Genomic DNA, 26,230 nt, shown 5'->3' on the forward strand with positions numbered 1-26,230 from the left:
GCGCAAGCTGATAGCCTCGCCGCGATGAATGAGAGCGCCCATCCCCTGCCGCATGACGATGTGCATCGCCTGCTGACGGGGATGTACGACGACTATCTGCGCGGCGACTCCGCGGCGATCGACGCTCTGCTGGCGGAGGACGTGACGATCTTCGACTCCGCCTCCGAACCCCTGGTGACAGGACTCGAGGAACTCGCGACCCTCCGCGGCCGACGCAGAGGCGCCGCGGAGGATCAGAGCGCACCGGCCTGGACGGAGACCTCTCTGACCATCGAGGATCTCCGCGTGCGCGCGGTCGGTGGCGTCCTCGTCGCGACCTGGTGGCTGCGGGTGGACGGGATCGACGAGCACGGCGCCGCTATCTCCCCCGAGCTGTCGCGCAACACCGCCGTGCTGCTGCGCCAGGCGGACGACTCGCTGCGCATCGCGCACCTGCACGAGGACGTGCGCCAGGAGGCTCACCCCGTCGTGTGACGATGCGGATCGCTGTCTGCCTGACGGCGGACGGATCCGTCCCGCCCCTTCTCCCGCTCTCGGCATCCATGTCGGATGTACGAGTTATCGTCGTCTCTGCTGTTGCAGTATTAGAAGAGATCTTCGAGAATGGAGTCATGGGGATGACGCTCGCTTCCATGATCGCCCCCGACGCCGACACCCGCGCCGAGGATGTGCTGAGACTGCGCCGCGAGATCACCCGCATGCAGCGCCGCCGGAGCGACCTGCCGCTGATCCCGGTGCCCCCTCCCCTCGAGCCGATCCTCCCCGAAGGGGGCCTGCAGGTCGGCACGACGTATGCGCTCTCCCCCTCCCCCGGGCTCATCGGGGCGCTGCTCGCCGGCGCCTCGCGCACCGGTGCATGGTGCGCGGCCGTCGGCATGCCCACCCTGGGCGTGGAGGCGCTGGCCGGGCATGGCGTGGATCTGGACCGCCTCCTCCTCGTCCCCGCCCCTGGGCCGCGCTGGCTCTCCGTGGTCTCGGCGCTGAGCGAGGTGATCCCGCTCATCGCGATCCGCCCCTCCTCCGCGGTGCGGGATGCGGAGCTGAGCCGGCTGAGCGCCAGGCTCCGCGATCGCGGCTGCACGCTGCTGGTCGTCTCCGGGGCCGCCGGCGCCCCTCTCGTCTGGCCGCAGAGCGAAGGCTCCCTCCAGGTGCATGACCCGCACTGGCGTGGGCTCGGATCCGGTTGGGGCGCATTGGAGGAGTGCGAGGTGACGGTCACCGCGCGCACCCGGCGCTCCCCTGCGCCGCAGAGCGTGCGGGTGCGCCTGCCGGGGATGCACGGCATGGTCGAGGCCGTCGCGCCCACGGCACCCCGCCTCATCCCGCTCCCGTCCATGCACGTCGCCCCGCGTCCGCTCGCCGACGCACCCGCGCTCCTGGCGGTGGCGGGATGAGCGGCGCGACACGGGAGCCGGTCCGGGTGATCGTGCTGTGGTTCCCGGACTGGCCGCTGCGCGCAGCCCTGGGCGCCGAAGCCAGCGAGCCCGCGGCGATCCTGCATGCGAACAGGGTCATCGCCTGCAGCGCGGCGGCACGCGCCCACGGCGTGCGGATCGGACAGCGCCGCAGAGAGGCCCAGGGACTGCTGCCGAACCTGCGCATCCTGCCCGCGGATCCGGCCAGGGACGAACGGGCGTTCCTGCCCGTCCTGCGTCTGATCGAGGAGCAGGCCCCGGGGGCGCAGCTGCTCCGGCCGGGGCTCGCGCTGCTCCGGGCCCGCGGTGTCGCGCGCTTCCACGGCGGAGAGGTCGAGGCGGCGCGCGCTCTGCACGCCCGCCTCGAGGAAGAGGGGCACCCCGAGGTGCGGATCGGGATCGCGGACGGGCCGTTCACCGCCGAGCTCGCGGCGCGCGGCGCGGATCCGGTGCTCGTCGTCGGTGCAGGCGCCTCCGCTGCTTTCCTCGCCCCGCTGCCCGTGCAGGCCCTGCAGGATCCGGAGGTGACCGCGCTGCTGCTCCGCCTCGGCGTACGCACCCTCGGCGAGCTCACCGCCCTCGGTGCGGAACGGCTGCGCGCACGTTTCGGCGAACATGGAGCGCGTCTGCACGCCCTGGCGGCGGGCGCGGACTCCCGCCCCGTCGTGCCGCGCCCACCGGATCCGGAGCTCGTGTCGGAGGTCGAGTTCGAGTCCCCCCTGGGGCAGTCCGACCAGATCGCGTTCGCCGTCCGGCAGAGCGCCGACGCCGTGATCCTCGCCCTCGCGAAGGCCTCGCTGGTGTGCACCGAGGTGCGCATCGACCTCACCGACGACGACGAGCAGGTGACCTCGCGCACCTGGCTGCATCCCACCTGCTTCGAGGCCCCAGACCTGGTCGACCGGGTGCGCTGGCAGCTGGAGTCGCTGGCCGCCGAGACCGCCGCCACCGGCGACGACGATGAGGCGCATCGGTTCCGGGGCATCGTGCGGGTGCGGATCGCCCCCGTCGCCGTCGACGACGCCGCGCACCATCAGCCGGGTCTGTTCGGATCCGGCACCGACGAGCGTCTGCACCACGCGGTCTCCCGCGTGCAGACCCTGCTCGGCCACGAGGGCGTGGTCACCGCCGTCGTAGCCGGCGGACGCCTCGTCTCCGACCGGCAGCAGCTCACGCCCTGGGGCGAGCGAGTGGTGCCGTCCCGGCCCGCGGATCAGCCCTGGCCCGGGCAGCTGCCGGATCCGCTGCCGGCCGAGGTGTTCGTCCCACCGCGGCCGATCGCGGTGACCGCCGCTGACGGCAGCGCGGTCGACATCGACGGGCGCGGTCTGCTCACCGCCGAGCCGGCGGCCGTCGACGCGTGTGCGGTGCTGTCCTGGGCTGGCCCCTGGCCGGTGCGGGATCGGCGCGGGGATCCCGCGGGCTCGTTCCGCGGCGAGCGCCTGCAGCTCGTCGACGAGCAGGAGCGTGCCTGGCTGGTGCTTCATCAGGGCGATCAGTGGTGGGCCGAGGGGAGGTATCACTGATGGGCTTCCACAACCCCGACATGTCGTGGGCCGCGCTGGAGCGCACCCTCAGCGGCAAGGCTCCCCATGATGCCGCCCCTCTGCATCAGCAGATCGCGATCGACGCGCCCTCCCGCATGCACAAGCGCCCGCCCATCCGGCTGGACGGGATCGAGCGTCCGAAGAACGCAATCCCGTACGCCGAGCTGCACGCGCACTCCTCGTACTCCTTCCTCGATGGAGCTTCCTCCCCCGAAGACCTCATCGCCGAGGCGCAGCGGCTCGGCCTCACGGCTCTCGCGATCACCGACCACGATGGTTTCTACGGCGCCGCGAGCTTCGCCGAGGCCGCTGCGTCCCTGGCGGACCCGGAGAAGAAGACGACGGGCGGTCCAGAGGGCGCCGAGCCCTCCGGACCGCCGTTGCAGACCGTGTTCGGGGCGGAGCTGTCGCTCCCCTCCTCCGACCCACGCGGCCCCGACGCGCACGGACCGCGCGGGAGCGCGGGGCTGCGGCCGCCGCCGGAGCGCCGCGGCCTGGAGGATCCGCTCGGCGAGCACCTGCTCGTGCTGGCCCGTGGCGCAGAGGGCTACCACCGCCTCTCCGCCGCGATCACCGAGGCGCAGCTGCGCGGGGGCGAGAAGGGGCGGCCGTTCTATGAGATCGAGTCGCTGGCGAACCGCGCCGAGGGGCACTGGACGATCCTCACCGGCTGCCGCAAGGGCAGCGTCCGCAGCGCCCTGGAGCGGGAGGGACCGGAGGGCGCGGAGCGAGCCCTGCTCACCCTCGTCGATCTGTTCGGCACCGACAGGGTCGCCGTCGAGCTCATCGATCATGGCGATCCGCTCGACAGCCGGCGCAACGACGCCCTCGCCGCCCTCGCGCTCCGGCACGGCCTGCCCATGGTCGCGACGAACAACGTGCACTACGCCGCGCCGGAACGTGCCCAGCTCGCCGAGGCGATCGCGGCCGTGCGCGCCACCCGCAGCATGCGGGAGCTCGAGGGCTGGCTGCCCGCGCACGGTACGGCGCATCTGCGCTCGGGGGCGGAGATGACGGCGCGCTTCGCCCGCTACCCGGGGGCGATCGCGGCGGGCCTCGAGATCGCCGAGGCCTGTGCCTTCCCGCTGCGCCGCGCCAAGCCTGCGCTGCCCACGATGAGCGTCCCCCCGGGTGAGACCCCGATGAGTCACCTGCGGGCGCTGGTCTGGGCGGCCGTGCCCTCGGCCTATCCCGACGGCACCCCGAAAGAGCTCACCGACGAGGGGAAGAGCCGCATCGAGCGGGAGTTGAACGTGATCGAGGAGAAGGACTTCCCGGGCTACTTCCTGATCGTGCACGGGATCGTGAAGGAGGCGAAGGATCGCGGGATCCTCTGCCAGGGCCGCGGGTCGGCCGCGGCGAGCGTGGTCTGCTATCTGCTCGGCATCACCGCGGTGGATCCGATCCTGTACGGCCTGCCCTTCGAGCGCTTCCTCGCCACGACCCGCACCGAGGAGCCCGACATCGACGTCGACTTCGACTCCGGGCGGCGCGAGGAGATCATCCAGTGGGTGTACGAGGAGTACGGCCGGGAGAACGCGGCGCAGGTCGCGAACGTGATCCAGTACCGGCCGAAGAACGCAGTGCGCGACATGGCCCGTGCGCTCGGGCACTCCCCGGGGCAGCAGGACGCCTGGTCGCGCCAGGTGGAGCGCTGGGGACTGGATCTGAGCCCCGCCCCCGACCACGACATCCCCGAGCAGGTGGTCGCCTATGCCGATGAGCTGCTGCGCGCGCCCCGGCACCTGGGGATCCACTCCGGCGGCATGGTGCTCACCCGGCGCCCGGTCGGCGAGGTCGTTCCTGTCGAGCATGCGCGGATGGAGAAGCGCACCGTCATCCAATGGGACAAGGACGCGGCGGCCTGGATGGGGCTGGTGAAGTTCGATCTGCTCGGGCTCGGGATGCTCTCCGCGCTGCGGCACTGCTTCGACCTGGTCCGCGACGCCACCGGCGAGGAGTGGACGCTGGACACCCTGCCGAAGGAGGAGCCCGCGGTCTACGACATGCTCTGCCGCGCCGACACGATCGGGGTGTTCCAGGTCGAGTCCCGGGCGCAGATGGGACTGCTTCCCCGCCTGCAACCGCGGGAGTTCTACGAGCTCGCGATCCAGATCGCGCTCATCCGCCCCGGCCCCATCCAGGGCGGCGCGGTGCACCCCTTCGTTCGTCGCAAGCTCGGCCAGGAAGATGTGACGTACGCGCACCCGAAGCTGGAACCGATCCTGAAACGGACCCTGGGGATCCCGGTGTTCCAGGAGCAGCTCATCCAGATGGCCACCGCGCTCGGCGACTGCAGCGCGGACGAGGCCGACACGCTGCGCCGCGCGATGGGATCCAAGCGGGGACTGGAGAAGATCGACCGGATCCGGGAGAGCCTGTACGCCGGCATGCGCCGGCACGGGCTGGACGAGGAGACCTCGGACCGCATCTACGCGCAGATCCAGGCGTTCTCCGACTTCGGCTTCGCGGAGTCGCACTCGCTCTCGTTCGCGCTGCTCGTGTACGCGAGCTCCTGGCTCAAGCTGCACTACCCCGCCGCGTTCCTCGCGGGCCTGCTGCGCTCTCAGCCCATGGGGTTCTACTCGGCAGCGACCCTCACCGGCGACGCCCGCCGGCACGAGGTCGAAGTGCGCCGGCCCGACATCCGGCGCTCCGGGGCGACGGAGACCCTGGAGCCTGTGGATCCGGCGGCGACCGGGCGCACCGGCCTGGATGCCTGCGCGCATCAGCTCCCCGCGCGGCCTCCCGGTGTGAAGGCTGCGCCGTTCGACCCGAAAGCCCCCGACGAGACCCTCGCGCACCGCAGGGACGGCCGCTTCGCCGTGCGGCTGGGGCTTGCCGGCGTCACCGGGATCGGCGAGAAGACGGCAGAGCGGATCGTTGCCGCTCGCGTGTCCCACGGTCCGTACCGGGACCTGAACGATCTCGTGCGCCGCACCAACCTCACCGCCTCCCAGGTGGAGGCCCTCGCCACCGCCGGGGCCTTCGACTCCCTCGGGCTGCAGCGCAGGGAGGCGATCTGGCTGGCCGGCTCCGCGGCGGAGGATCGCGCCCGCTATCTGCCCGACACGGTGGTCGCCGTGCAGCCGCCGCTGTTCGGCGACCAGACCAGCTACGAGATCCTCACCGCCGACCTCTGGGCGACCGGGGTGTCCACCGATGACCACCCGCTCGCGCACTTCCGCGCGGAGCTCGACGCGCGCGGCGTGCTGACCTCCTCCGCGCTGCGCACCCACGAGAACGGCCGGCGGGTCGAGACGGCGGGCCTCGTGACCCACCGGCAGCGCCCGTCCACGGCGGGCGGCGTGACCTTCCTCAACCTCGAGGACGAGCACGGTCTGGTGAACGTCATCTGCACCCAGGGCGTGTGGCTGCGCTACCGCCGGATCGCCCGGGAGTCACCCGCGCTGATCGTGCGCGGCGTCCTGGAGCGCTCTCCCGAGGGCGTCACCAATCTGCTGGCCGACGCGTTCGAACAGCTCGCGGTGGGTGTGACGCACCACTCCCGGGACTTCCAATGAGCGAGTATCCAGCCCCGGAGCTCCCGAACGGGACGGCGGCGGAGTGCCCGCACTCACCAGAAGCGGGGCGTCTCCTCCTGCGGCGGGCGGTCGGTGCCGCCCCAGACGGCCGCCTGGGCCTTCGCGGCCGCGGCCGCTTGCGAGGCGCCTTCGAGCGCGATCGCGGATCCGCGGAGATCGACCGCACCGCCGGGGACCGCATCGAGCACGAGCTCCGTGACCACGCCCTCCTCCGTCGCCAGCACCGTGCACGCCTCCACCCGGCCGCGCCAGGGCAGCGCCCCGAGCTCGGGCAGGACGGATCCGGGCACGCGGTAGGCGACACCGCTGGTCAGGTCGCGGATCCGCACAGCACGGGACTCCTCATCCACGGCCACGATGCGCCCGACGGCGAGCGGCGCGGACAGCGGGAGGATCAGGGTCACGGCCATGGCTCCACCTTCGTTCAGAACGGCCGCAGGGGCAAGCGTCTCCGCGCCGACCGGACGCCCTCAGCCTTGCGGTGCCGGCGCCTGCGCGCTCGCCGAGACGAGACTGTCGTAGTGCCGGTCGACATAGAGCAGCGGTGCACCGAAGGTGCCCTCGACGACGTCGAGCACGTCGAGCAGCACCAGCGCCGAGGGCCCGACCGGGTGCGTCTCACGAATCGTGCCGCGCACCGCGACCCTGGCCGATGGCAGGAACGGCTCGCCCGTGGGCAGCGTCCTGAATCCCTGCTCCGGAGTGAAGCGCGGCTGGCCCGAGCGGGCGAACGCGTCGGCGATGGGCTCCTGCCCGGCGACGAGGAAGTGCACGAGCACGCTGGGCGCGGAGAGGATCCCGCCCGCGCTTCCGGTCGCACGCGTGACGGAGAAGACGAGAACGGCGGGGTCGGCGCTCACCGAGGCGACGCTCGACAGCGTGAGGCCCACGGGACCGTCCGGGGCGATTCCCGTCACCAGCGCGACCCCGGCGGGGTGATGCCGGAACGCTCCCTTGAACTTCTCGGTGACGTCCTCTTCCAGACCGGGGGTGCTCATCGTGCTTCTCTCTGTCGTTGCCGTGGGCACAGCGTTCGCGCCCACCCTCAACGGTATGCCTGTTCTCGGGCGCCGGATGCGATCCCGTCTCACTCCGTCATCGCGATGTCCGCGCTTCATGCTGAAATCACCCCATGGCAACCGGGACCAAGGTCGATCTCACCAAGCGCCTGGACGGCTATCGCGCGCGCGTCGGCGAGTTCCGCCTCATCGATCTGCCGCCGAGCCGCTATCTCGCGATCGACGGCCATGGGGATCCGAACACGGCTCCCGCCTATGCCGAGGCGCTCGAGGCGCTGTATCCGGTCGCGTACGCGCTCAAGTTCGCCAGCAAGCGCGAGCTCGACCAGGATTACGTCGTCCCGCCGCTGGAGGGGCTGTGGTGGGCGGACGAGATGGACGCATTCACGACGGCGCGGGACAAGTCGCGCTGGGACTGGACGATGCTGATCCTCATCCCCGAATGGATCGAGGACGCTCTCGTGGAGGCTGTGATCGCTGACGTCCGCACGAAGAAGGCACCGGTGCGGCTCGACGACCTGCGAATACTCCCGTTGTCGGAAGGGCTCTGCCTGCAGACTCTGCACATCGGATCCTTCGATGACGAGGCGCCGCTCCTCGCACGGATGCATGACGAGGTGATCCCGGAGCAGGGCCTGCGCTTGGCGGGCCTGCATCACGAGGTCTACCTGAGCGACGCCCGCCGGGTGGCTCCCGAGAAGCGCCGCACGATCCTTCGCCAGCCCGTGACGCCCGCCTGATCACGCGCAGCCCCGTGGCTGGTCAGCCGCGCAGCAAGCGCACGGTCAGGATCTGCTGCACCGTCCCGACCGGGCCTCGCTCATCGTGCAGCACGGTATCGGTCAGACCCAGCCCGGTCGGACCGATCGAGACCGTCGTGTCGAAGCCGATCCAGTCGCCCTCGGGCGCAGCGAAGAGATGGCAGGTGAGATCGACGTTCGGGAACGCGACCTGCGTCGGCGCCAGGCGCAGCGTGAGTCCGTTGGCGAAATCGACCATGCCCAGCAGCCGCGAGATCGGCCCGACCGGCTCGCCCTGCAGCAACGGCATCTGCGGCCTCAGCCAGGCCCACGCGTGCCCCGGCTGCCGCTGTCCACGATGGAAGTCCACGCTGCGGACAGCCCCTCCCCGCCAGTGATCGCCCATCTCCCACGGGTCGAGCTCGTTGCGGTCCGGCATCGCGGGCAGCGTACTGCCGGCGAACGCGCGGGTGTCTGCCGCCTGCATGAACCAGGCTCGCGCGATGACTGCGGCGCGCCCGTCGTGGCTCAGTACCGCTTCCACGACTCGATCGTACGGCCGGGACGCAGGATCCGGACGTCGAGGTCGACGCGCTCGATCGGGATCGTGCCGAGGATGTCGTACGAGATCCGTCCGAGCTGCAGATCGCCGCCCCGACGCTCAGCGTGTTCCCGTTCGATCGCATGCGCGATGAGGCCCAGCGACGGCGCGATGTGCTGCTCCTCGGTGCTCCACGCGCCTTCGACGGCAGCGGTCGGGAGAAAGGCGGACGCATCGACGCGCTCGAAGTAGGCGGGCATGTTCGGATCCTACGTCGACCGCGATCGTCCCCGAACCGGCGGCTCACGGCCGCCGGTTCGGGATGGCGCTCACGACGCGAGCCGCTCCCGGCGCACAGGCTTCCAGCCCGGGCGGGGCACCGCGGCGCGCAGGGCCCGGGTGTACGGCTGCACCGGATCGGCGAGGATCTCGGCGGTGACGCCCTGGTCGACCACGACGCCCTGCTCCATCACGATCATGCGGTCCGAGATCTGGTTGACCACGGCGAGGTCGTGCGAGATGAACAGGTAGCTGATCCTGCGCTCGGCCTTGATGTCGGCGAGCAGGTTCAGGATCTGCGCCTGGATCGACACGTCCAGGGCTGCCACCGCCTCGTCGAGCACGATCACACCGGGATCCGCGGCGAGCGCCCGCGCGATCGCGACGCGCTGCCGCTGCCCGCCGGAGAGCTGGTGCGGGAACTTCGCCCAGAACCCCCCGCCGAGCCCGACACTCTCCAGGATCGCCTGCGCGGCGCTGCGCGGCGTCGCGGTCTTCGCTGTCCCGTGCAGAGCCACCGAAGAGGAGATGATGTCGACGATCCGCTGCCGGCCGTTGAGCGACGAGTACGGATCCTGGAACACGTACTGCACCTCGCGCGCCCAGCGTCGCCGGTCGGCGAGGCGTCGCACGCCCCTGGTCCGGGACTCGCCGCGCACCGTGAGCTCACCGGCGGTGACCGACTCCAGGCCCACGAGCATGCGGGCCACGGTGGTCTTGCCCGAACCGGACTCGCCCACGATCGCCAGGCACTCGTCCGGCCGCAGCTCGAACGAGACGTCGTCGACCGCGACGATCGGCCCGCCCCTCGCACCGCGCGGGGCCGGGAAGACCTTGCGGAGGTTCTTCGCGACGATGATCGGTTCTGCGCCGGCACTCATGCGAAGGCCTTCCGCTGCTCGTGGATCTCTCGGTTGTAGGTGAGGACGGGAAGTCGCGCCACCCGCTCCTCGATGCTCGGGCGCGCGCCCAGCAGCTCGACCGTGTACGGATGCTGCGGATCCTCGTACACGTGCGGCCCCTGCTCGACGATCTCGCCGGCATACATCACGGCGAGCCGATCGCAGCAGGCCGCCGCGAGCTCCAGATCGTGCGTGATGAACAGCAGAGCGAGCCCGCGCGCCTTGCGCTGCTCGTCCAGGATGGCCATCACATCCGACTGGGCTGTGACGTCCAGCGCCGTCGTCGGCTCGTCCGCCAGGATCATCCGCGGCTCGGCCAGCAGCACGCTCGCGATCATCACGCGCTGCAGCAGGCCCCCGGACAGCTCGTGCGGATACTGCCGCAGGCGTGCTTCGGCGTTTCGCACGCCGACCTCATCGAGGAGCGCCACCGCTCGACGTTCGGCATCTCTCCGGTCCATGCCCCTGTCACGCACGAGCACCTCGGTGAGGAAGTCCCCCACCGTGTGCACGGGGTTCACGTGCGCACGCGGATCCTGAAAGATCATCCCGACGTCGGTCTGCCGATAGCGGCGGAGAGCGGCGGCGGACATGCCCAGCACGGAGGCGCCCGCGAACTCGATCGTCCCGGACACCCGGAACGCCGGATCCAGCATGCGCGTGATCGCCCGCGTGGTGAGTGATTTGCCGGATCCGGACTCCCCGACCAGCCCCAGGGCCTCGCCCTCGCCGATCTCGAACGAGACCCCGTTGAGCAGCGTCTGCTGGCTGCGACGCAGGCGCAGGGTGGCCTTGACGTCCTCGAGCCGGAGAAGCGGTTGCGCCATCACATGCTCCTTGCGTTGGTGACGAGGCGGTCGCCGATGACGGTGACGCACCAGACGATGAGGACGATGAGAGTGCCCGCTGCGATCGCTTCGCCCGGGTACCCGCGCAGTGTCGAATCGAACCCGCTCTTGACCATCAGGCCGAGGTCCGCGGTGGGAGGCTGCACACCGAGTCCGAGGAAGGACACGGCGGCGAGGTCGATCACCGCGAAGCCGAGCGACGAGACCGCCTGGGCGATCACGATCGGCTGCACGTTGCGCAGGATCTGGGTCGTGGTGATCCCGAACCCCGAGTGGCCCTGCAGCCAGGCGGCAGACACGTAGGGCAGGTTGCGCTCGCGCAGCGCGGCGCCGCGCACCACGCGGGCCGCGTAGGGCACGTAGGCGATGGCGAGGCCGCACACGACCGTGAACAGGCTCGGCCCCCAGATCGCGACGGCGATGAGACCGAACACGATCCCCGGCACCGCGAACAGGATGTCCAGCACCCACACGATCACCGCATCGACACGACCGCCGCACCACGCTGCCACGAGCGCCAGCACCGTGCCGACGATCGTGGAGAGCAGGATCACGAGTCCGGGGCCAGCGAGGGTCACCTGCGCGCCGAACATCAGCCGGGACAGGATGTCGCGGCCGAGGGCGTCGGCGCCGAGCAGATGACCGGCGCTCGGGCCCGCGAGCGCGGCGAGCAGGTCGGGCGCGTTCGGATCCGCCGGCGCCACCCAGGGGGCGAACACGGCGGCGAGCACGATGACCGTGAGCAGCACCACCGCGATCGAGCCGATGACGCCGAGACGATCCCACACGCGACGCAGCAGGCTGTCCCCCCGACGCACCGAGGCATCCTTCGCCACCGCGATGGCGGTCGTCGTTCCGGCGCTCATCGCTTGCTCCCCAGGGTGATGCGCGGATCGATGAACGTGTACAGCACGTCCACGATCGCGTTGACGACGACGAAGGCCACGACCAGCACCAGCACGACCGCCTGCACCACGGCGAAGTCGCGCTGCAGGATCGCCTTGACCAGCAGCGATCCCAGGCCGTCCAGGGCGAACACGTTCTCCACCACCACGGCGCCCGCGATGAGCGTCGCGATCGTGAGGCCGAGCACGGTCGTGATCGGGATCAGCGCGTTGCGCAGCACGTGGCGGCGCACGATCAGTCCCTGCGAGAGCCCCCGGACGGTCGCGGTCTGCACGTGCTCACGTCCGCGCTCCTCGTTGACCGCGGCCCGCGTGATGCGGGCCAGGTAGGCGGCGCTGGCCACGCTCAGTGCGATGGCAGGCAGGAACAGGTGCCAGAGCGTGTCGAACCCGCCGGATCCCACACCGAAGGTGGGGAACCAGCCGAGGCCGACCGCGAACAGGCTGATCAGCGCAACGCCGACCACGAACACGGGCGTGGACAGGCCGACGGCGGACAGGGTCGAGACGACCTGGTCCACCCACCCGCCGCGCAGGGCGGCGACGGTGCCGGCCAGGATGCCCACGACCGCGATGATGACCGCGGCGAGGGCGACGAGCGCCGTCGTCGTCCCCGCACGCGAGGCCAGCAGATCCGACACGGGCTGGCGGTACACGATCGAGCGGCCCAGATCGCCGTGCAGCACATCGCCCAGCCAGGCGATGTAGCGCACGACGAAGGGGTCGTTCAGGTGGTACTGCGCCGTGACGGCGGCGATCTGTGCGGCGCTGCCGCCGCGCGGACCGAGGATGAAGGCGAGGGGGCTGCCCGGGGCCAGGTACAGCAACCCGAACACGAGGAACGAGGTCACCAGGAGTACCAGGAGCAGCCCCCCGATGCGCCTCAGCAGGAAGGACGCGAAGGACATGGGACTACTTCGTCCCGCCGATCGCGACCGCCCACGGTGAGTACAGGTAGGCGAAAGACGGCACGGCGCCGGAGATCCGCTTGTTCTGGATCATCGTGGTCGGCTCGTACGCGAGCGGGATCCAGGGCAGACCCTGGGTGACCTTCTCCTGGATGTCGACGACGAGCTTGGCCCGCTCGGCGTCGTCCGTGGTCTGCAGAGCCTTGGCGATCTGGCCGTCGGCGCCGTTCCACTGGATGTAGTCGTGGGAGTTGGTCGACTCGAAGAAGCTGTACACCCCGAGCGGATCCGCGAAGTCGCCGTAGTTGGTCGTGAAGAAGCCGTCCAGGCCCTTGCGTGCGGTGGGGTCGAAGTAGAGGTTGCCGAACTGCTCGACCGGGATCACCTTCGTCTGCACGTTCAGACCGATCGCCTGTCCCGCGGCCTGGATGACACTGGCGGTCTGCTCGTGCACGGCCGAGCTGCCCTGCACCGCGAGGACGATCGGCGTCTTCGGCGAGCCGGCCTCCTCGACCAGCTTCTTCGCCTTCTCCAGATCAGGCTTCACGTCGAACTTCTTGTACGCGGCGGAGAACTCGTCCTTGCCGTAGCCCCACATGTCGGGGCCGGCGATCGTCGGCGCCGGGATGCCCGCGCCCTGGAAGACGACCTTCGTGAGTGCGCTGCGATCGATCGCGAGCGACAGCGCCTGACGGATCTTCTCGTCACCCATCGCGCCGTCCTTGTTGATCGCCGCGAGCGTCCAGAACACGAAGGACTTGCCGAACGTGGTGGTCACCTTGTCGCTCTTCTGCAGCTGAGACAGACCGGCCGGCGGCAGGTAGAAGAACTGGCCGTCCACGTCGCCGGTGCGCAGGGCGTTGATGGCGGTGGACTCGTCGGCGATGAAGCTGAACGAGATCTCCTTCACCTTCGGCTTCACCGACGTATCCCAGTAGGCGTCGTTGCGCTCGAGCATGAGGCTCTTGCCGGAGTTCCAAGCGCCGACCTTGAACGGGCCGGTGCACTGCAGGTTGCCCTTCGGCGTGCCGAACGCCTGTCCGTCGGCTTCGACAACGGCCTTCTCCACGATGGCGCCGGCGGCGGAGCTCATCGCCTGGGCGAAGAGCACGTCGGGCTTGGAGAGCTTGACGGTGACCTGGAGCGGACCGGTGACGGTCGCCGATGCGACGTTGTGGAAGTAGTCGGACCAGTAGCTCTTGGTGTCGGGGCCGATCTGGCGCTGCAGCGAGTAGGCCACGTCCTCCGCCGTCAGCGGGTTGCCATCCCAGAACGTCACGCCATCGCGGATCGTGTACACCAGCGTGGTGTCGTCAGGAGTCTCGACCTTGCTGGCCAGGCCCGGCTCGATGGACAGGTCCGGCTTGATCCGCATCAGGCTCTCGCAGAGGTTCGCGGTGACGGTGTTCTCCGCATAGTTCCAGGTGAAGATCGGATCGATCGACGAGGGTTCGTACGGGAGATTCCACTTCAGCTGGTCCACCGGTTCGGTGCCGGCGGGCGTGGTTGTGGCGAGCTTGGTGAGATCGAGCGAGAGCTCGGACGGGCCGGACGCCTGCCCCTTGGGGGTGCCGGTGCAGCCGGCCAGAGCCAGAGCGGCGACCGCCACGACGGCGGCGGCGCCGAGTGCTGTCTTGCGAAGGACCACGAGAAACTCCTGTGTTTTCGGGTTGCGGGTGAGGTGTTGCGGATGGAGGGGGATGCGTCAGAGCACCCGGCCGTGCCGGATGACACGGAGAGGTGCAGGTCGGTCGACCACGAGCTGGGCGATGGTCGGGGCGTCGAACTCGAGACGGGTGGCGCTCGTGGCGTCCGTGTCGAGGGCCAGGTCCGGGATGCCGAGCATCCGACCGCCCTCTGTCGAGGCGATCCGGTAGCACCGCTCGAGATCGGCGTCGGTGATGGCTCCGGTCCGGTAGCCGAGCAGATGAACGCGGTCCACCATGCTCCCGGTGCCGTACGGGCTCCAGCTGTCTCGCACACCGTCCGACCCCGCGGCGAGCTGCACGCCATGGGATTCGAACAGGTCGAGGTCGGGCACGGGATCCGGTCCCAGCGCGCAGGTGGTGATCCAGAGGCGGGCATCGGCGACATCGTCCAGCGTGGCGCGTAGCGAGGGGAGCGTGTCGTCGCACAGCGCGAAGGCATGGCTGACCGTGACGCGGCCCTGCATGCTCGTGGCGCGGGTGCGGGCGGCGATCTCGCGGATCTGCGCCAGACCCTCCTCTCCCCCGTCGTGCAGGTGGATGTCGAGGTCGCGCCCGGACCGGGCGGAGAGTCCGAACACGGCGTCGAGGTGGCCGGCGACATCGCCGTCGCGGCCGAGCGGATCGATGCCGCCGACGATGTCCGCCCCCGCATCCAGCGACGCCGCCATGAGGTCGAGCGCGCCCGGATCGGTGAGCAGGCCGAACTGCGGGAAGCAGACGATCTGCACGGTGAGATCCGGACCGATCCGCTCGGCCGCCGCTCGTACCCCCTCGACGTGGGCGAGGCCTACGGCGGTGCCCACATCGACGTGGGCGCGCATCGCCAGGGTGCCGTTGCGCAGCGCGTGGGACATCAGCGCGTGGGCGCGGTCCTCGACGCTCTTGCCATACTCCGAGAGGGCGAGGATGTTGTTGCGGATCAGCTCGTCGAGCGTCGCGGCCGGCCGTCGTGTCATCCACCGGTCGCCCCAGGATGTCTTGTCCGGATGGATGTGCGCGTCGACCAGACCCGCCGCGACGAGCGGACTGCGCTCGGGACCAGCTGCCATCGTGCTCCTGCTCCTCGTCCGGCGTCTTCGCCGGCTCGGATGATCGGGGGTCATCGTGTGGATATTCATCAGGTTATCTGACGTCTGACAACCATACGGCCAACATGGCCCACAATGGAACCGTGGAACCGATCCAACGCCGCTCACTGGTCGACACCGTCGTCGAGCGCCTCCAGACCGAGATCGCTGCCGGCACCTGGGGAATCGGCCAGCGCATCCCCAGCGAGGCCGAGCTCGTCGCCCAGTTCGGCGTCAGTCGCCCCTCCGTCCGCGAGGGCGTGCGCGCTCTTGCGCAGCTCGGCCTCCTCGAGAGCCGACAGGGCGACGGCACCTATGTGATCGCACGCGATCCCACGGAGGTGGCGCTGCGTCGCACCCTCCGCGACGCCGACGCCCTGGAGGTCATGCGCGTGCGCCGTGCCCTCGACGTGCTCGCGGCCCGGGAGGCGGCGCAGAACCGGACCGCCGCCGATCTGACGGTCATCGAGACCGAACTCATCGCCAGGAATGCGGCTGCCCGCCGAGACGACCAGGACGTGTTCATCCAGCACGATGTCGCGTTCCATCTCGCCATCGCCATGGCCGCGCACAACGAGCTGCTCGCCGGGATATATGTCAGCTTCGACTCCTCGTTGCTCAACGCGGTCACCGCGAACGCGCCAGGGTCCATGGCGATCGTGGCGACGAGCGCCGACCGACACGAGGCGCTGTTCCACGCGATCCGCAACCAGGATCCGGATGCCGCCCAGGCGGCGGCGCTGGGCGTCGTGGACCAGTCGGAGAAGCTCCTAGACGCCTGACCCCGCCTCAGCAGCATCGGCATACCGCGTGCGGAGTACGCGCACTTCATCCCGTGAGACGATGCGAGGTCCCCGGCGATCAGCGAGGCTGAACGCGGCGGATCCGCCACCGAGTCCTGGAGCGCGAATGACGAGTCCTGCCCCCACGATCCCCGCACCACCGGCGCCGGTGCTCTCCGTGCGCGACGTGCACAAGTCCTACGGCCGAGGAAGCGGTCGTTTCGACGCGCTGAAGGGGGTGAGCCTGGACATCGCGGCCGGCGAGAGCATCGCGATCATCGGCAAGAGCGGATCCGGCAAGTCGACGCTCATGCACCTGATGGCGCTGATGGATGAACCGAGTTCGGGGGCCATAGCGCTGAGCGGCCAGGACACGGCGATGTTGAAGGGGGCGGCGCTGAACCGGATCCGCAACAAGACCTTCGGGTTCGTCTTCCAGCAGTTCTTCCTGACCCCGAATCAGAGCGTTCTCGAGAACGTCGTGCTGCCGCTCAAGATCGCCGGCATCGGTGCGGGCGAGCGGAAGCGCCGCGGCATGGCCGCGCTGGCGCAGCTCGATCTCGCCGACAAGGCCAGGAACAAGGCGGTGAACCTCTCCGGCGGTCAGAAGCAGCGCACCGTCATCGCCCGTGCGCTGGTCAACGACCCGCGCATCATCTTCGCCGACGAGCCCACGGGCAACCTCGACTCGGTGACCGGAGGGGTCGTCGAGGACATCCTGTTCGCCCTGAACCGAGACCACGGGATCACGCTTGTGATCGTCACCCACGACGAGGACCTCGCCGCGAGGTGCGACCGGCGCGTGCACATCAAGGACGGGCTGATCGAGGAGACGGCGGCATGAAGACGCTCGACCTCATCGGCACCGCGATCTCGAGCACCTTCCGCTCGAAGACGCGCACCACGCTCACGATCCTCGCGATCTTCGTGGGCGCGTTCACTCTGACCATCACCAACGGCCTCGGCACCGGCATCAACAAGTACATCGACGACACCGTCTCCGGCTTCGGTGCGAGCGATGTGCTGACGGTCACCAAGAAGGTCGACGCCGGCACCGCACCCGGCAGCACGGCCCCGAGGGAGTACGACCCGAACACGGCGACGACGGGTGGCGGGAGGGGTGGCGTCAGCACCGTCGCCGTGCTGACGCAGAGTGACCTGGACGCACTCGCGAGCGTGAAGGGCGTGACCGCGGTGAAGCCGGTCCGCGCGGTCTCGGTCGACTACGTGCAGTTCGGTGACGGCAAGAAGTACGTGATCAGCGCCGGCGGTCTCGTCGCCGGGCAGACCGTGAAGCTCGCCGCGGGCTCCGCGCCGAGCGATTCGACCGGTGATCTGCAGCTCGCGCTGCCCACCGATTTCGTCACTCCGCTCGGCTTCTCGAGCGCCGCAGATGCGGTCGGCAAGACCGTGACGCTCGCGGTGACGGATGCGACCCGCACGCAGCACACGATCGAGGCGACGGTCTCCGGCGTCTCCGAATCGACGTTCAGCCTGACCGGGGGCGCCGCGAGCATGCTGCCGAATGATGCGCTGACCGGCGCGCTCTACGACGCCCAGCAGACGGGCGTGCACGCGGATCAGCAGAACCGTTACACACAGGCCAGGGCCTGGTTCGCACCCTCGTCCTCCCCCGCGCAGGTGACTGCACTGCAGCAGCGTCTCACAACAGCCGGCTTCAGTTCGACGACGGTCGCGCAACAGCTCGGCACCTTCAAGGCGGTGATCGACGGGATCGTGCTGGTCCTGAACGCCTTCGCGATCATCGCGCTGCTCGCCGCGAGCTTCGGCATCATCAACACCCTGTACATGTCGGTGCAGGAACGGACCCGCGAGATCGGCCTGATGAAGGCGATGGGCATGGGTTCGGGTCGCGTGTTCGGGCTCTTCAGCCTGGAGGCGACGTTCATCGGCTTCCTCGGCAGCGCGCTGGGCGTCCTCGGCGGGATGCTGGTCGGCAGCGTTGTGAGCCGGATCCTGGGGCGCACGCTCCTGTCGGATCTGTCCGGACTGCAGCTCGTGGCGTTCGACGCGAGATCCATCGTGTCGGTGATCCTGCTGGTGATGGTGATCGCTTTCCTCGCCGGCACGCTCCCCGCGGCACGGGCTGCGCGCCAGGATCCCGTCGAGTCGCTCCGCTACGAGTAGCCGGGGCACCGGCGGCGTCGCCGGCGGCGTGGGGCAGAGGTCGCGCTGCACGATACGGTGAACTCGTCGAACAGAACGCCCGAGAGGAACAGCATGCGCCCCTACCTGGACAAGGCGATCCCCGATGCGTGGAAGGCCGCGTCCGAGTACTCGGACGCCGTCGCGAGAGCGACGGCAGCGCACGGGCTCAGCACCGCCGAGGCCGAGTTCATCAAGGTGCGCGCGTCGCAGATCAACGCGTGCGCGTTCTGCCTCGACCTGCACGCACGAGAGGCGCGCGGCGCCGGCATCACCCAGCAGAAGCTCGATGTGCTGCCCGCCTGGCGCGAATCCGACCTCTTCACCGAGCGGGAGAAGGCCATGCTGGCGATCGCCGAGGCTGCGACCCGGATGCCGCTCGGCGAGGAGGCGGAGGCCGATCTCGCCGCCGCCCGCGGGCTGCTGGGCGATGACGTCTTCGCGGCCGCGGAATGGGTCGCGCTGACCATCAACATGTTCAATCGGCTCTCCATCCTCAGCGAGCACCCGGTGCGCCCGCGCGACGCCGAAGGCAACCTCATCCGCTGATCCGCACCCGGAGGTGGGACATGATCCAGGGAATCGACACACGGCGGCCGCCATCAGGCCCAGGCTGCGTGGAATGCGAGCGGGACGGAGGGTGGTGGTTCCACCTGCGTCGTTGCGTGCAGTGCGGGCACGTGGGCTGCTGCGATGACTCCCTCGGCCAGCACGCCACCGCGCATGCGACCGGGACCGGCCACCGCTTCATCCAGAGCTACGAGCCCGGCGAGGACTGGTTCTGGGACTATCGCACGTCGCAGATGGTCGACGGTCCGGAACTCGCCCCGCCGCGGAGCCACCCCGAGGACCAATCCGCACCGGGCCCGGCCGAGCGCGTCCCCGCGGACTGGCAGGATCGGCTCCTTCGCGCCCGGGCCGAACGCGACGGTCGTTCCGGCTGAACCGGACCGGATCCTTCGGACAGACCGGATCCTCGCCACGGCCGCAGTCGCTCAGACGACTTCGGGCCCGCCGGAGCGATCCGACGGGCCCGAAGAGTGGGGTGGCGCTTACTGCGCGACGGCCTCGTCCCGACGCGGCAGCACCCAGCCGGCGCGCGGGAAGTGGCACGTGTAGCCGTCGGGGTACCGCACCAGGTAGTCCTGGTGCTCGGGCTCGGCCTCCCAGAACGGGCCCTCGGGCTCGATCGTCGTCACGGCCTTGGCCGGCCACAGGCCGGAGGCGTCGACGTCGGCGATCGTGTCACGGGCGACCCGCTCCTGCTCAGGGCTGAGCGGGAAGATCGCCGATCGGTAGCTCGTGCCGATGTCGTTGCCCTGGCGGTTCAGGGTCGACGGATCGTGGATCTGGAAGAAGAACGCGAGGATGTCGCGGTACGTGGTCTTCGACGGGTCGAAGACGATCTCCACCGCCTCGGCATGCCCCGGGTGGTTGCGGTAGGTGGCGTGCTCGTTGCTGCCGCCGGTGTAGCCGACGCGCGTGCTGAGCACTCCGGGCTGGCGGCGGATGAGATCCTCCATGCCCCAGAAGCAGCCGCCGGCGAGCACGGCGGTCTCGGCGCCCGGGACGCGGGCGATGGATCCGGTATCGGCGGGTCCGCTGGTCATGATGCGTTCTCCTCTGGGGTCTGCGGGGTGGTCTCGAACAGTCCACGGTACGCGCCGTAGCCCTGCTCCTCGAGCTCGGCGGCCGGGATGAACCGGAGAGATGCCGAGTTCATGCAGTATCTCAGCCCGCCCGCATCGCGCGGGCCGTCATCGAACACGTGGCCGAGGTGGCTGCCGGCTCCGGCCGAGATCGCCTCGGTGCGCACCATGCCGAAGGTGCGGTCGGTCTTGGTGGTGACGGCGTCCGCATCGATCGGCCGAGTGAAGCTCGGCCAGCCCGTCCCACTGTCGAACTTGTCCGTCGACGAGAACAGCGGCTGTCCCGAGACGACGTCGACGTAGACGCCCGGATCATGGTTGTTCCAGTAGGCGTTGCGGAACGGCGGCTCGGTGCCGCCCTCCTGCGTCACCGCGTACTGGTGCGCGGTGAGCGCGTTCAGCGCCTCATCGGTCCTGCGGTAGTCGGTGGGATTCATCGTGATGCTCCTCCTCTGGCGCCGCTGGCTGCGGCGTCATAAGGAAGAACCACGATCGCGGCGGTTTTGGTCCCGCGAAGCTATGCAGCTGCTGTGAGTTCGCGTCCGCGGTTCAGTCGCTCGCGCCGACCGCGTCCCTCGCCGGGCGCCGGCCTGCGAGCAGCACAGCGAATCCGGCCACCACGCACACGGCGGTCAACGCGACGAAGGAGAGCGTGAACGAGGCTCCAGCGGCCAGAGCGCCGATCGCGAGTGCGCCGACGCCGGTGCCGGCGTCGAACGCGACGTTCCACGCGGTGCTGGCGACCCCTCTCGCATGCTCTCCGGCGAGCTCGAACGCCCGAACCAGGGTCACGTTCTGCATGATGCCGAACGACGTGCCCACGAGGACCGCGCCGACGATGAGCAGGATCGGGCCGGCGAGCCCGACGATGCCGGAGATCGCAGCCGCGATGGCGGCGAGCCCCAGCGCCGCGATCGCGAGTCCCGGAAGGATGAAGCGATCTGCGCCGTACCGGTCGGCGAGACCCCCGACGAACCAGCGCGCGAACGTCGCGGCCGCGGTGTAGAGGAACAGGGAAACGACGGTGAGCACCGCATCGGGCACGAACTGCGGCGTGAACGTGGTGATCGCCCCGCCCGCACAGGTGACGGCGGTCAACGCGAGGATGGGCGGTACGAGCCGCACCAGTGCCCTACGGTCCTCGCTCCGGCTCTCGTGCGGCGCCGGGCTCGGTCGTTCTGCGTCCTGGATGTCGGCCGTTGCCACAGCCCGTGCATGCTTCGCGATCGCGGCGCCGGCGGCGATAGCGAACGGGATCCCGACGAGCGGCAGCGCCGCGACGGCCAAGGCGACCGGCAGGCCCGCCTCGTCCGCGATCCACGGTGCGACCGGGGTGAGCACGAGCTGGGCGCCGGCGACCGCGAGCCCGTAGGCGCCGATCGCGCGTCCGCGTCGCTCGGGCGGGAACAGTGTGCCGACCGCGGAGGATCCGCTCACCGTGACGATGCCGAACCCGATCCCGCGCACGGCGGCGAGGGCCAGGACCTGCCCCGGCGTCGTCGCGACGATCTCGCCGAGCGCCGGCAGTCCGAGCAGCAGACACGCGAGCGCGAGACTGATCCGCCACCCGATCCACGACCGCATCCGCTCCACAACGAGCTGGGTGAGGATCGTGGCCGCCATGAGCACTGCGTTGACGAGTCCTGCGAGGAACTCGTCACCTCCGAGCGCGACCATGTGCAGGGGCGCGACCGGCAGCATCACCGCGAATCCCGCGAAGGCGAACGTCGTCATCGCCAGAAGTGCGGGCATGCCGGGCTCGCGCCACGGCGGGCCCGCGGGATTCGCGATCCGCACCGCGTCACCCTGATCCTGAGCGCTCATCACCGCGCCACCCTATCGAGTCCTGCGCCAGTGAGGCTCGCCCGCACCGCCGCGCGACCAATAAAGCCGCGGCAGGCCGAACCGTCCCAGCGGGTCAGCCCGGCGGGTCAGCCCAGCGGGTCAGCCGGCCGCGATCCAGGGGCGGGTGAAGCCCAGCACACGTTCGCCGTCGAGGTCGGCGAGCGAGACGCCGACGAACGCGGTCGCCCCCTCCGAGCTCTGCCAGCGGAAGCGATACTCGTCCGACATCACGGCCGCGGCGATCACGGCACCGGCCGATTCTGCGGTCTGCGCATTCGCGAACGCGCCCGAAGAGCGCGCGATGTAGGCCGCGAGAAGAGATGCGTAGGGTCCGCCTTCGTCGGGCCGGACGACGTTCGCGACAAAAGAGCTGGCGACGGCCGCGGGCTCGATGACACTGACGCGGACTCCGAAGCGCTCGGCGACCACGGCGAGGGACTGCATGAACCCCTCGACCGCGAACTTCGCGCCGCAGTACGCGTCGGCGAACGGCTGCCCGACGGTGCCGCCCACGCTCGTGACGGTGAGGATGCGCCCGCTGCCGCGCTCGCGCATGCCCGGCAGCACCAACTTGGTGAGGTTCACCGGGGCCAGGTAGTTGACGTCGAGCTGGTCCTGCACCTGCTGCATGCTCAGCTGCTCGGCCGTGCCGACGCTGCCCCGGCCCGCGTTGTTCACCAGCACGTGGATCCCGCCGTGTTCGGCCTCGACCTCGGCGACGAGCCTCGCAGCAGCAGCGTGATCCACGACGTCGAGCGCGCGCACCTCGACGTCGACGCCGGCGGCCGCCGCCGCATCCTGCAGCTCCCCGGCGCGGCCCACATCGCGCATCGTCGCCACCACATGCAACCCCCTGCGGGCGAGTTCGATCGCGGCATGCAGCCCCATGCCGGAAGAGGTTCCCGTGATCAGTGCGACGTCGGTCATGCGAGAACACTATGCCCGTCGCGCCCACGCGGAACACCGGATTGACGCCGTCCGTCCGTGGCCGGCGAGGCTCATTCCCGCGGTGGGGACGCCGCACCTCGCGGGTACCCGCCGGGCAGGCGGTCCGGGATCCCTGGACCCCAGTGCGGAGGCGGCGCCTCGCTCGGGCTGAGCGGGGCGTACTGGCGCCAGGCCGAGACGTAGCGGAAGCCGGCGTACCAGACGGCCAGCGCCACCACGCAGAGCCCGATCAGCACGCCGGCCACGACCGCGACAGCCGTGGGTGCGCCGAGCGTCGTGCACACGCCCCCGACGAACATCCCGGTCACGGTCGCGTTCACGAGCACGCTCAGCATCAACGATGAGCCCAGGATCTGCTCGATTCCGCTGCGATGCCGGAAGAACGAGTAGGTCACCCGCATGCCGAGTTCGTCGTCGTGCGTCGATGCGAGGAAGTAGGCGGCGGCGGCCGGATCCACGTCCGCGTAGCCGGCACGGATCCGGTTCATCGCTGTGACGTACATGAAGTCCTCCTCCGAGACCACGAGCACCCGCATCAGCGTCAGCAGCCCGACGGCGGCGAGGAAGCCGAGGATCACGAGAGCGGCCGCAGGGAACCAGTCCGCGAAGTGCGACGCCTGGCCGAGGAGTCCGATCGTGACCAGCCCCGCGGAGACGAGCGTCAGGTAGATCGTGATCCGGGTGAGCACTTCGCTCTGCGCCGTGCTGCGCGCGGCGAGAAGCCCCCAGTGCTCGGTCGCGAGGATCTGCAGCCGGCGCGCCAGTGCCGCGTCGGCGGCGCCATCGCCGGCATCCGTCGCCATGATCCATGGTCCCACCGCGGCGGGGACGGCGGAAGGGGCGACGACCGCTCCTCACTCGGCTCAGCCCTATCCTGAAGAGACGAGGAGGGGCACATGGTCTCAAGCGGTCACGGCCAGGGCGGTACGCGGCGCGTCACGCTGACCGAGGTGGCCCGCCGCGCCGGCGTGTCGAGATCGGCGGCCTCCTTCGCCCTCAACGGCCGGACGGATCTGCGCATCTCCGAGGAGACGTCGGCGCGCGTCAGGCTCGCGGCCGAAGAGCTCGGCTACAGCCCCAACACCACGGCGAAGACACTCCGCACCGGGAAGTCCGGCACGGTCGCTCTCATCTCAGATTTCATCGGCACGACATCGTTCGCGAATGCGATGGTGCGCGGGGCGCTGCAGACTCTGCGCGCCGCGAACACCCTGCTCTACACCGTCGACACGCAGGGCGACCCGGAGGTCGAGGCCAAACTCCTGCAGAACCTCCTGGACCGGGACGTCGACGGGTTCCTGTACGCATCGATGTTCACCCGGCACGTCGACCTCCCCCCACTCACCCGGAACGCGCCGCTCGTGTTGCTGAACTGCGTATCCTCCGACGTCGCCGCGGTGATCCCGGACGAGCGCGCTGCGGGTGAGACGGCGGCATCCGTACTTCTCGACGCCGGACATCGCGACGCGATCTGGTTCGTCGGATCCTTCCCCCCGGGATTCACCGGAGCCGCGGTGTGGAACGGCTGGAGCCCGCTCGCGCTCACCGAGCGGCTGGACGGAATAGAGACGAGGCTGCGCAAGGCCGGGACCGCCCTCGCCGGCACGATGCCGATCGAGACCGATTGGGACGTCGAGAACGGACGTGCGGCCGTGGCGCGCGGCCTCGGCGCCGGCAGAGTCCCGACCGCGCTGATCTGCGCCAATGACGCCCTCGCCGTCGGCGCCTATCATGCGCTCTCGGATGCAGGGCTGCGGGTTCCGCACGACGTCTCGGTCATCGGCTTCGATGGCAGCCCATTGACCCAGGCAGTGCTCCCCCGGTTGACATCTGTGGCGCTGCCGTATGAGGAGCTCGGCAGGATCGCGGCTGAGATGCTGCTGCAGGACGCCCGGCTCGCTCTTCCTGTCCGCGTGCCGATGCCCCTTGTCCGGGGGGCATCCATCTCGGCTCCTGCTCCGCTCGGCTGACCTCCTCACGCCCCGCGCTTGATCAAGAATTGACAGGTGCTATACCCGTATAGCACTATGACGTGACGCGGATCTGCGAGGAGCGAGACCGCCGCCCGGCTACGAAGGAGTAATCGCATGTTCACATCAAGATCCGACAGAGGCTCCCTGAGCGCATGGTGGGTCGGATTCGTCTGCGGCATGGCCACATTCGTCGACACCGGCGTGACGACGGGGATCCCGATCGCTCTGGTCCTCTTCCAGGCGCCCGCTGCCGGACAGCCGGGACTCACGCCGAACGACGTGGGCCTGCTCACCGGCATCCTGACGGCAGGCGTCGCGATCGGCTCCCTCCTCGGCGGCCGGCTCGGCGACCGCTGGGGGCGGCGCACGGTCTTCCTGCTGACGATGGCCGTCATCGTGCTCGGCGCCGCCGCACCGTTGCTCGGCCTCGGTCTGCCGATGCTCGTGATCGGCATCGCCCTGATCGGGATCGGCGTGGGCGCCGACCTGCCCGTCGCCCTCGCGACGATCGCGGAAGCGGCTCAGGATCGCAATCGCGGCAAGATCCTGGTCTTCTCCAACCTGCTCGGCGGATTCGGGATCCTTCTGGCGGTGCTCCTCGCGATCAATTTCGGCGCAGCCGGGCCTCGCGGCGGACTGATCGTCTTCGGCGTCTTCGCGGCGATCGCTCTCGTCGTGCTGGGGCTGCGGCTCACCATCCCCGAGTCGACGGCATGGCTCGTCGCACGGGACGAGCGCCGCGCGGGCATCCACACGGTGCGCGCCGAGCGCGGACGTCTCCGTGACTTCGGGCGCGCCGCCTACCGCCGCCCGTTCCTGACGCTGGTCGGCTACTACACGCTCGCCGCGATGGCGACGAGCGTGGCCGGCAGCTTCGGCACCTTCGTCGCCGTCAACGTCTCCCACTCCTCGATCGCCGAGTACAACTCCTGGACGATCCTCGCCATGCCCGCCGCCGTCGTCGGCGCGCTGTGGTTCATGGCCGTGGTGGACACCAGGCTGCGGATGTCGTACTACGTGATCGGGGCGATCGGCGTGGTCGCCGCGAACCTGCTTCCGGTCATCCTGAACTTCACCCTCCCGTCGATCATCATCGCCACCGTCGCGACCGTGTTCTTCGGAGCGTTCTGCTTCGAGACGATCATGAAGGTCTGGACGCAGGAGTCGTTCCCGACGATGCTCCGCGCCACCGCGCAGGGCACGATCTACGCGGTCTCCCGGTTCGCCACCGCCGCACTCAATGTCGTGACGCCGACGCTCGTCCTGCTCAACCCGAGCATGCTGTACATCGGGGTGTCGGTGCTCGCAGGAGCCGGGTTCCTCATCGGGTGGCTCGGATTCCGAAGGAACACGCGCAACGAGTTCGACCTCGAGTCCGAGCTCGTCACGTCGGCGGTCAGGACAGAGGCGACGACAGCATGACCCGCCGGCACCAGCAGCCC

The 26,230-nt window shown here is 70.0% G+C and carries 27 protein-coding genes; 12 read left to right on the forward strand and 15 right to left on the reverse strand.

Translation table 11 applies throughout. From position 1 onward, the window contains the following. The first annotated feature begins 24 nt into the window (after positions 1–24). From AC1DMN_RS10415 to AC1DMN_RS10430, 4 genes are all read left to right on the forward strand, one after another. On the forward strand, positions 25–474 hold the full coding sequence (locus tag AC1DMN_RS10415; RefSeq protein ID WP_441976955.1) for a YybH family protein: 450 nt from the start codon (positions 25–27) through the stop codon (positions 472–474). A 143-nt stretch (positions 475–617) separates the two neighbouring features. Next, positions 618–1,394 (forward strand): hypothetical protein, encoded by a 777-nt coding sequence (locus AC1DMN_RS10420; protein ID WP_477229284.1) that lies wholly within the window; start codon positions 618–620, stop codon positions 1,392–1,394. Next, complete coding sequence (locus AC1DMN_RS10425) at positions 1,391–2,941, forward strand: DNA polymerase Y family protein (RefSeq protein ID WP_441976957.1); 1,551 nt, start codon at positions 1,391–1,393, stop codon at positions 2,939–2,941. The genes AC1DMN_RS10420 and AC1DMN_RS10425 overlap by 4 nt, the downstream gene beginning before the upstream one ends. Beyond that, a complete protein-coding gene (locus AC1DMN_RS10430; protein WP_477229285.1) occupies positions 2,941–6,486 on the forward strand; it encodes an error-prone DNA polymerase in 3,546 nt (1,181 codons plus the stop codon). Before AC1DMN_RS10425 ends, AC1DMN_RS10430 begins: the two co-directional genes overlap by 1 nt. 53 nt (positions 6,487–6,539) lie before the next feature. On the opposite strand, the gene AC1DMN_RS10435 is transcribed toward AC1DMN_RS10430, so the two are convergent. Together AC1DMN_RS10435 and AC1DMN_RS10440 are read right to left on the reverse strand one after the other, a co-directional pair. Further along, positions 6,540–6,917 carry a hypothetical protein gene (locus AC1DMN_RS10435; RefSeq protein ID WP_440731404.1) on the reverse strand — a complete coding sequence of 126 codons (378 nt, stop codon included), beginning with the start codon at positions 6,915–6,917 and terminating at the stop codon, positions 6,540–6,542. Between the two features lie 60 nt (positions 6,918–6,977). Continuing rightward, on the reverse strand, positions 6,978–7,505 hold the full coding sequence (locus tag AC1DMN_RS10440) for a flavin reductase family protein (RefSeq protein WP_440731403.1): 528 nt from the start codon (positions 7,503–7,505) through the stop codon (positions 6,978–6,980). Positions 7,506–7,639: 134 nt separating this feature from the next. Here AC1DMN_RS10440 and AC1DMN_RS10445 point away from each other — a divergent pair, with 134 nt between their 5' ends. Next, complete coding sequence (locus tag AC1DMN_RS10445; protein WP_477229286.1) at positions 7,640–8,266, forward strand: GyrI-like domain-containing protein; 627 nt, start codon at positions 7,640–7,642, stop codon at positions 8,264–8,266. 22 nt (positions 8,267–8,288) lie between these two features. On the opposite strand, the gene AC1DMN_RS10450 is transcribed toward AC1DMN_RS10445, so the two are convergent. The 8 genes from AC1DMN_RS10450 to AC1DMN_RS10485 form a co-directional block, all read right to left on the reverse strand. Then, positions 8,289–8,810, reverse strand: a complete 522-nt coding sequence (locus AC1DMN_RS10450; RefSeq protein ID WP_477229287.1) for a thioesterase family protein — start codon at positions 8,808–8,810, stop codon at positions 8,289–8,291. Further along, positions 8,795–9,067, reverse strand: a complete 273-nt coding sequence (locus tag AC1DMN_RS10455; RefSeq protein ID WP_477229288.1) for an acyl-CoA thioesterase domain-containing protein — start codon at positions 9,065–9,067, stop codon at positions 8,795–8,797. Before AC1DMN_RS10455 ends, AC1DMN_RS10450 begins: the two co-directional genes overlap by 16 nt. Positions 9,068–9,136: 69 nt before the next feature. Beyond that, the gene (locus tag AC1DMN_RS10460) at positions 9,137–9,967 is read right to left on the reverse strand and encodes an ATP-binding cassette domain-containing protein (RefSeq protein WP_441976963.1); all 831 of its coding nucleotides are present in this window, start codon (positions 9,965–9,967) and stop codon (positions 9,137–9,139) included. Continuing rightward, positions 9,964–10,815 (reverse strand): ABC transporter ATP-binding protein, encoded by an 852-nt coding sequence (locus tag AC1DMN_RS10465; protein WP_441976964.1) that lies wholly within the window; start codon positions 10,813–10,815, stop codon positions 9,964–9,966. The genes AC1DMN_RS10460 and AC1DMN_RS10465 overlap by 4 nt, the downstream gene beginning before the upstream one ends. Further along, positions 10,815–11,702, reverse strand: coding sequence for an ABC transporter permease (locus tag AC1DMN_RS10470; RefSeq protein ID WP_441976965.1), 888 nt, complete (start codon positions 11,700–11,702; stop codon positions 10,815–10,817). Before AC1DMN_RS10470 ends, AC1DMN_RS10465 begins: the two co-directional genes overlap by 1 nt. Then, positions 11,699–12,649: an ABC transporter permease gene (locus AC1DMN_RS10475; RefSeq protein ID WP_441976966.1), complete on the reverse strand. Its 951-nt coding sequence runs from the start codon at positions 12,647–12,649 to the stop codon at positions 11,699–11,701. The genes AC1DMN_RS10470 and AC1DMN_RS10475 overlap by 4 nt, the downstream gene beginning before the upstream one ends. 4 nt (positions 12,650–12,653) lie before the next feature. After that, positions 12,654–14,297 (reverse strand): ABC transporter substrate-binding protein, encoded by a 1,644-nt coding sequence (locus AC1DMN_RS10480; RefSeq protein WP_477229289.1) that lies wholly within the window; start codon positions 14,295–14,297, stop codon positions 12,654–12,656. Positions 14,298–14,354: 57 nt separating this feature from the next. Continuing rightward, positions 14,355–15,407 carry an amidohydrolase family protein gene (locus AC1DMN_RS10485; RefSeq protein ID WP_477229290.1) on the reverse strand — a complete coding sequence of 351 codons (1,053 nt, stop codon included), beginning with the start codon at positions 15,405–15,407 and terminating at the stop codon, positions 14,355–14,357. A gap of 122 nt (positions 15,408–15,529) precedes the next feature. On the opposite strand from AC1DMN_RS10485, the gene AC1DMN_RS10490 reads away from it, so the two are divergent. The 5 genes from AC1DMN_RS10490 to AC1DMN_RS10510 all read left to right on the forward strand — a co-directional run bounded on the left by AC1DMN_RS10490 (position 15,530) and on the right by AC1DMN_RS10510 (position 19,317). Beyond that, positions 15,530–16,207 (forward strand): FadR/GntR family transcriptional regulator, encoded by a 678-nt coding sequence (locus AC1DMN_RS10490; protein WP_440731394.1) that lies wholly within the window; start codon positions 15,530–15,532, stop codon positions 16,205–16,207. A gap of 127 nt (positions 16,208–16,334) precedes the next feature. Then, on the forward strand, positions 16,335–17,051 hold the full coding sequence (locus AC1DMN_RS10495; protein WP_477229291.1) for an ABC transporter ATP-binding protein: 717 nt from the start codon (positions 16,335–16,337) through the stop codon (positions 17,049–17,051). Then, positions 17,048–18,355, forward strand: a complete 1,308-nt coding sequence (locus AC1DMN_RS10500) for an ABC transporter permease (RefSeq protein WP_477229292.1) — start codon at positions 17,048–17,050, stop codon at positions 18,353–18,355. The genes AC1DMN_RS10495 and AC1DMN_RS10500 overlap by 4 nt, the downstream gene beginning before the upstream one ends. A gap of 93 nt (positions 18,356–18,448) precedes the next feature. After that, positions 18,449–18,922 (forward strand): carboxymuconolactone decarboxylase family protein, encoded by a 474-nt coding sequence (locus AC1DMN_RS10505; protein WP_440731391.1) that lies wholly within the window; start codon positions 18,449–18,451, stop codon positions 18,920–18,922. A 20-nt stretch (positions 18,923–18,942) separates the two neighbouring features. Then, a complete protein-coding gene (locus AC1DMN_RS10510; RefSeq protein ID WP_477229293.1) occupies positions 18,943–19,317 on the forward strand; it encodes a UBP-type zinc finger domain-containing protein in 375 nt (124 codons plus the stop codon). Positions 19,318–19,425: 108 nt separating this feature from the next. Here the strand turns inward: AC1DMN_RS10510 and msrA are convergent, their stop codons facing one another. The 5 genes from msrA to AC1DMN_RS10535 form a co-directional block, all read right to left on the reverse strand. Then, the gene (msrA, locus tag AC1DMN_RS10515; protein ID WP_440731389.1) at positions 19,426–19,983 is read right to left on the reverse strand and encodes a peptide-methionine (S)-S-oxide reductase MsrA; all 558 of its coding nucleotides are present in this window, start codon (positions 19,981–19,983) and stop codon (positions 19,426–19,428) included. After that, positions 19,980–20,459 (reverse strand): peptide-methionine (R)-S-oxide reductase MsrB, encoded by a 480-nt coding sequence (msrB, locus tag AC1DMN_RS10520; RefSeq protein WP_477229294.1) that lies wholly within the window; start codon positions 20,457–20,459, stop codon positions 19,980–19,982. Before msrB ends, msrA begins: the two co-directional genes overlap by 4 nt. A gap of 112 nt (positions 20,460–20,571) precedes the next feature. Further along, positions 20,572–21,846 carry an MFS transporter gene (locus tag AC1DMN_RS10525; protein WP_477229295.1) on the reverse strand — a complete coding sequence of 425 codons (1,275 nt, stop codon included), beginning with the start codon at positions 21,844–21,846 and terminating at the stop codon, positions 20,572–20,574. Between the two features lie 120 nt (positions 21,847–21,966). Beyond that, the gene (locus AC1DMN_RS10530) at positions 21,967–22,794 is read right to left on the reverse strand and encodes an SDR family oxidoreductase (protein ID WP_477229296.1); all 828 of its coding nucleotides are present in this window, start codon (positions 22,792–22,794) and stop codon (positions 21,967–21,969) included. Between the two features lie 71 nt (positions 22,795–22,865). Continuing rightward, positions 22,866–23,618: a hypothetical protein gene (locus AC1DMN_RS10535; RefSeq protein ID WP_477229297.1), complete on the reverse strand. Its 753-nt coding sequence runs from the start codon at positions 23,616–23,618 to the stop codon at positions 22,866–22,868. A gap of 93 nt (positions 23,619–23,711) precedes the next feature. On the opposite strand from AC1DMN_RS10535, the gene AC1DMN_RS10540 reads away from it, so the two are divergent. Further along, complete coding sequence (locus AC1DMN_RS10540) at positions 23,712–24,785, forward strand: LacI family DNA-binding transcriptional regulator (protein ID WP_477229298.1); 1,074 nt, start codon at positions 23,712–23,714, stop codon at positions 24,783–24,785. Between the two features lie 180 nt (positions 24,786–24,965). Continuing rightward, positions 24,966–26,210, forward strand: a complete 1,245-nt coding sequence (locus AC1DMN_RS10545; protein WP_440731383.1) for an MFS transporter — start codon at positions 24,966–24,968, stop codon at positions 26,208–26,210. Positions 26,211–26,230: the final 20 nt, after the last annotated feature.

The sequence above is a fragment of the Microbacterium sp. 01T413_2 genome, from assembly GCF_056398985.1.

Bases quoted from the DNA above. Each gene is read 5' to 3' on its own strand.
- AC1DMN_RS10495 (WP_477229291.1), top strand. From the start codon at position 16,335: ATGACGAGTCCTGCCCCCACGATCCCCGCACCACCGGCGCCGGTGCTC.
- AC1DMN_RS10530 (WP_477229296.1), bottom strand. From the start codon at position 22,794: ATGACCGACGTCGCACTGATCACGGGAACCTCTTCCGGCATGGGGCTG.
- AC1DMN_RS10525 (WP_477229295.1), bottom strand. From the start codon at position 21,846: ATGAGCGCTCAGGATCAGGGTGACGCGGTGCGGATCGCGAATCCCGCG.
- AC1DMN_RS10430 (WP_477229285.1), top strand. From the start codon at position 2,941: ATGGGCTTCCACAACCCCGACATGTCGTGGGCCGCGCTGGAGCGCACC.
- AC1DMN_RS10420 (WP_477229284.1), top strand. From the start codon at position 618: ATGACGCTCGCTTCCATGATCGCCCCCGACGCCGACACCCGCGCCGAG.
- AC1DMN_RS10540 (WP_477229298.1), top strand. From the start codon at position 23,712: ATGGTCTCAAGCGGTCACGGCCAGGGCGGTACGCGGCGCGTCACGCTG.
- AC1DMN_RS10445 (WP_477229286.1), top strand. From the start codon at position 7,640: ATGGCAACCGGGACCAAGGTCGATCTCACCAAGCGCCTGGACGGCTAT.
- AC1DMN_RS10500 (WP_477229292.1), top strand. From the start codon at position 17,048: ATGAAGACGCTCGACCTCATCGGCACCGCGATCTCGAGCACCTTCCGC.
- AC1DMN_RS10535 (WP_477229297.1), bottom strand. From the start codon at position 23,618: ATGGCGACGGATGCCGGCGATGGCGCCGCCGACGCGGCACTGGCGCGC.
- AC1DMN_RS10485 (WP_477229290.1), bottom strand. From the start codon at position 15,407: ATGGCAGCTGGTCCCGAGCGCAGTCCGCTCGTCGCGGCGGGTCTGGTC.
- AC1DMN_RS10505 (WP_440731391.1), top strand. From the start codon at position 18,449: ATGCGCCCCTACCTGGACAAGGCGATCCCCGATGCGTGGAAGGCCGCG.
- AC1DMN_RS10425 (WP_441976957.1), top strand. From the start codon at position 1,391: ATGAGCGGCGCGACACGGGAGCCGGTCCGGGTGATCGTGCTGTGGTTC.
- AC1DMN_RS10465 (WP_441976964.1), bottom strand. From the start codon at position 10,815: ATGGCGCAACCGCTTCTCCGGCTCGAGGACGTCAAGGCCACCCTGCGC.
- msrA (WP_440731389.1), bottom strand. From the start codon at position 19,983: ATGACCAGCGGACCCGCCGATACCGGATCCATCGCCCGCGTCCCGGGC.
- AC1DMN_RS10415 (WP_441976955.1), top strand. From the start codon at position 25: ATGAATGAGAGCGCCCATCCCCTGCCGCATGACGATGTGCATCGCCTG.
- AC1DMN_RS10455 (WP_477229288.1), bottom strand. From the start codon at position 9,067: ATGCCCGCCTACTTCGAGCGCGTCGATGCGTCCGCCTTTCTCCCGACC.
- AC1DMN_RS10475 (WP_441976966.1), bottom strand. From the start codon at position 12,649: ATGTCCTTCGCGTCCTTCCTGCTGAGGCGCATCGGGGGGCTGCTCCTG.
- msrB (WP_477229294.1), bottom strand. From the start codon at position 20,459: ATGAATCCCACCGACTACCGCAGGACCGATGAGGCGCTGAACGCGCTC.
- AC1DMN_RS10460 (WP_441976963.1), bottom strand. From the start codon at position 9,967: ATGAGTGCCGGCGCAGAACCGATCATCGTCGCGAAGAACCTCCGCAAG.
- AC1DMN_RS10545 (WP_440731383.1), top strand. From the start codon at position 24,966: ATGGCCACATTCGTCGACACCGGCGTGACGACGGGGATCCCGATCGCT.
- AC1DMN_RS10435 (WP_440731404.1), bottom strand. From the start codon at position 6,917: ATGGCCGTGACCCTGATCCTCCCGCTGTCCGCGCCGCTCGCCGTCGGG.
- AC1DMN_RS10440 (WP_440731403.1), bottom strand. From the start codon at position 7,505: ATGAGCACCCCCGGTCTGGAAGAGGACGTCACCGAGAAGTTCAAGGGA.
- AC1DMN_RS10470 (WP_441976965.1), bottom strand. From the start codon at position 11,702: ATGAGCGCCGGAACGACGACCGCCATCGCGGTGGCGAAGGATGCCTCG.
- AC1DMN_RS10510 (WP_477229293.1), top strand. From the start codon at position 18,943: ATGATCCAGGGAATCGACACACGGCGGCCGCCATCAGGCCCAGGCTGC.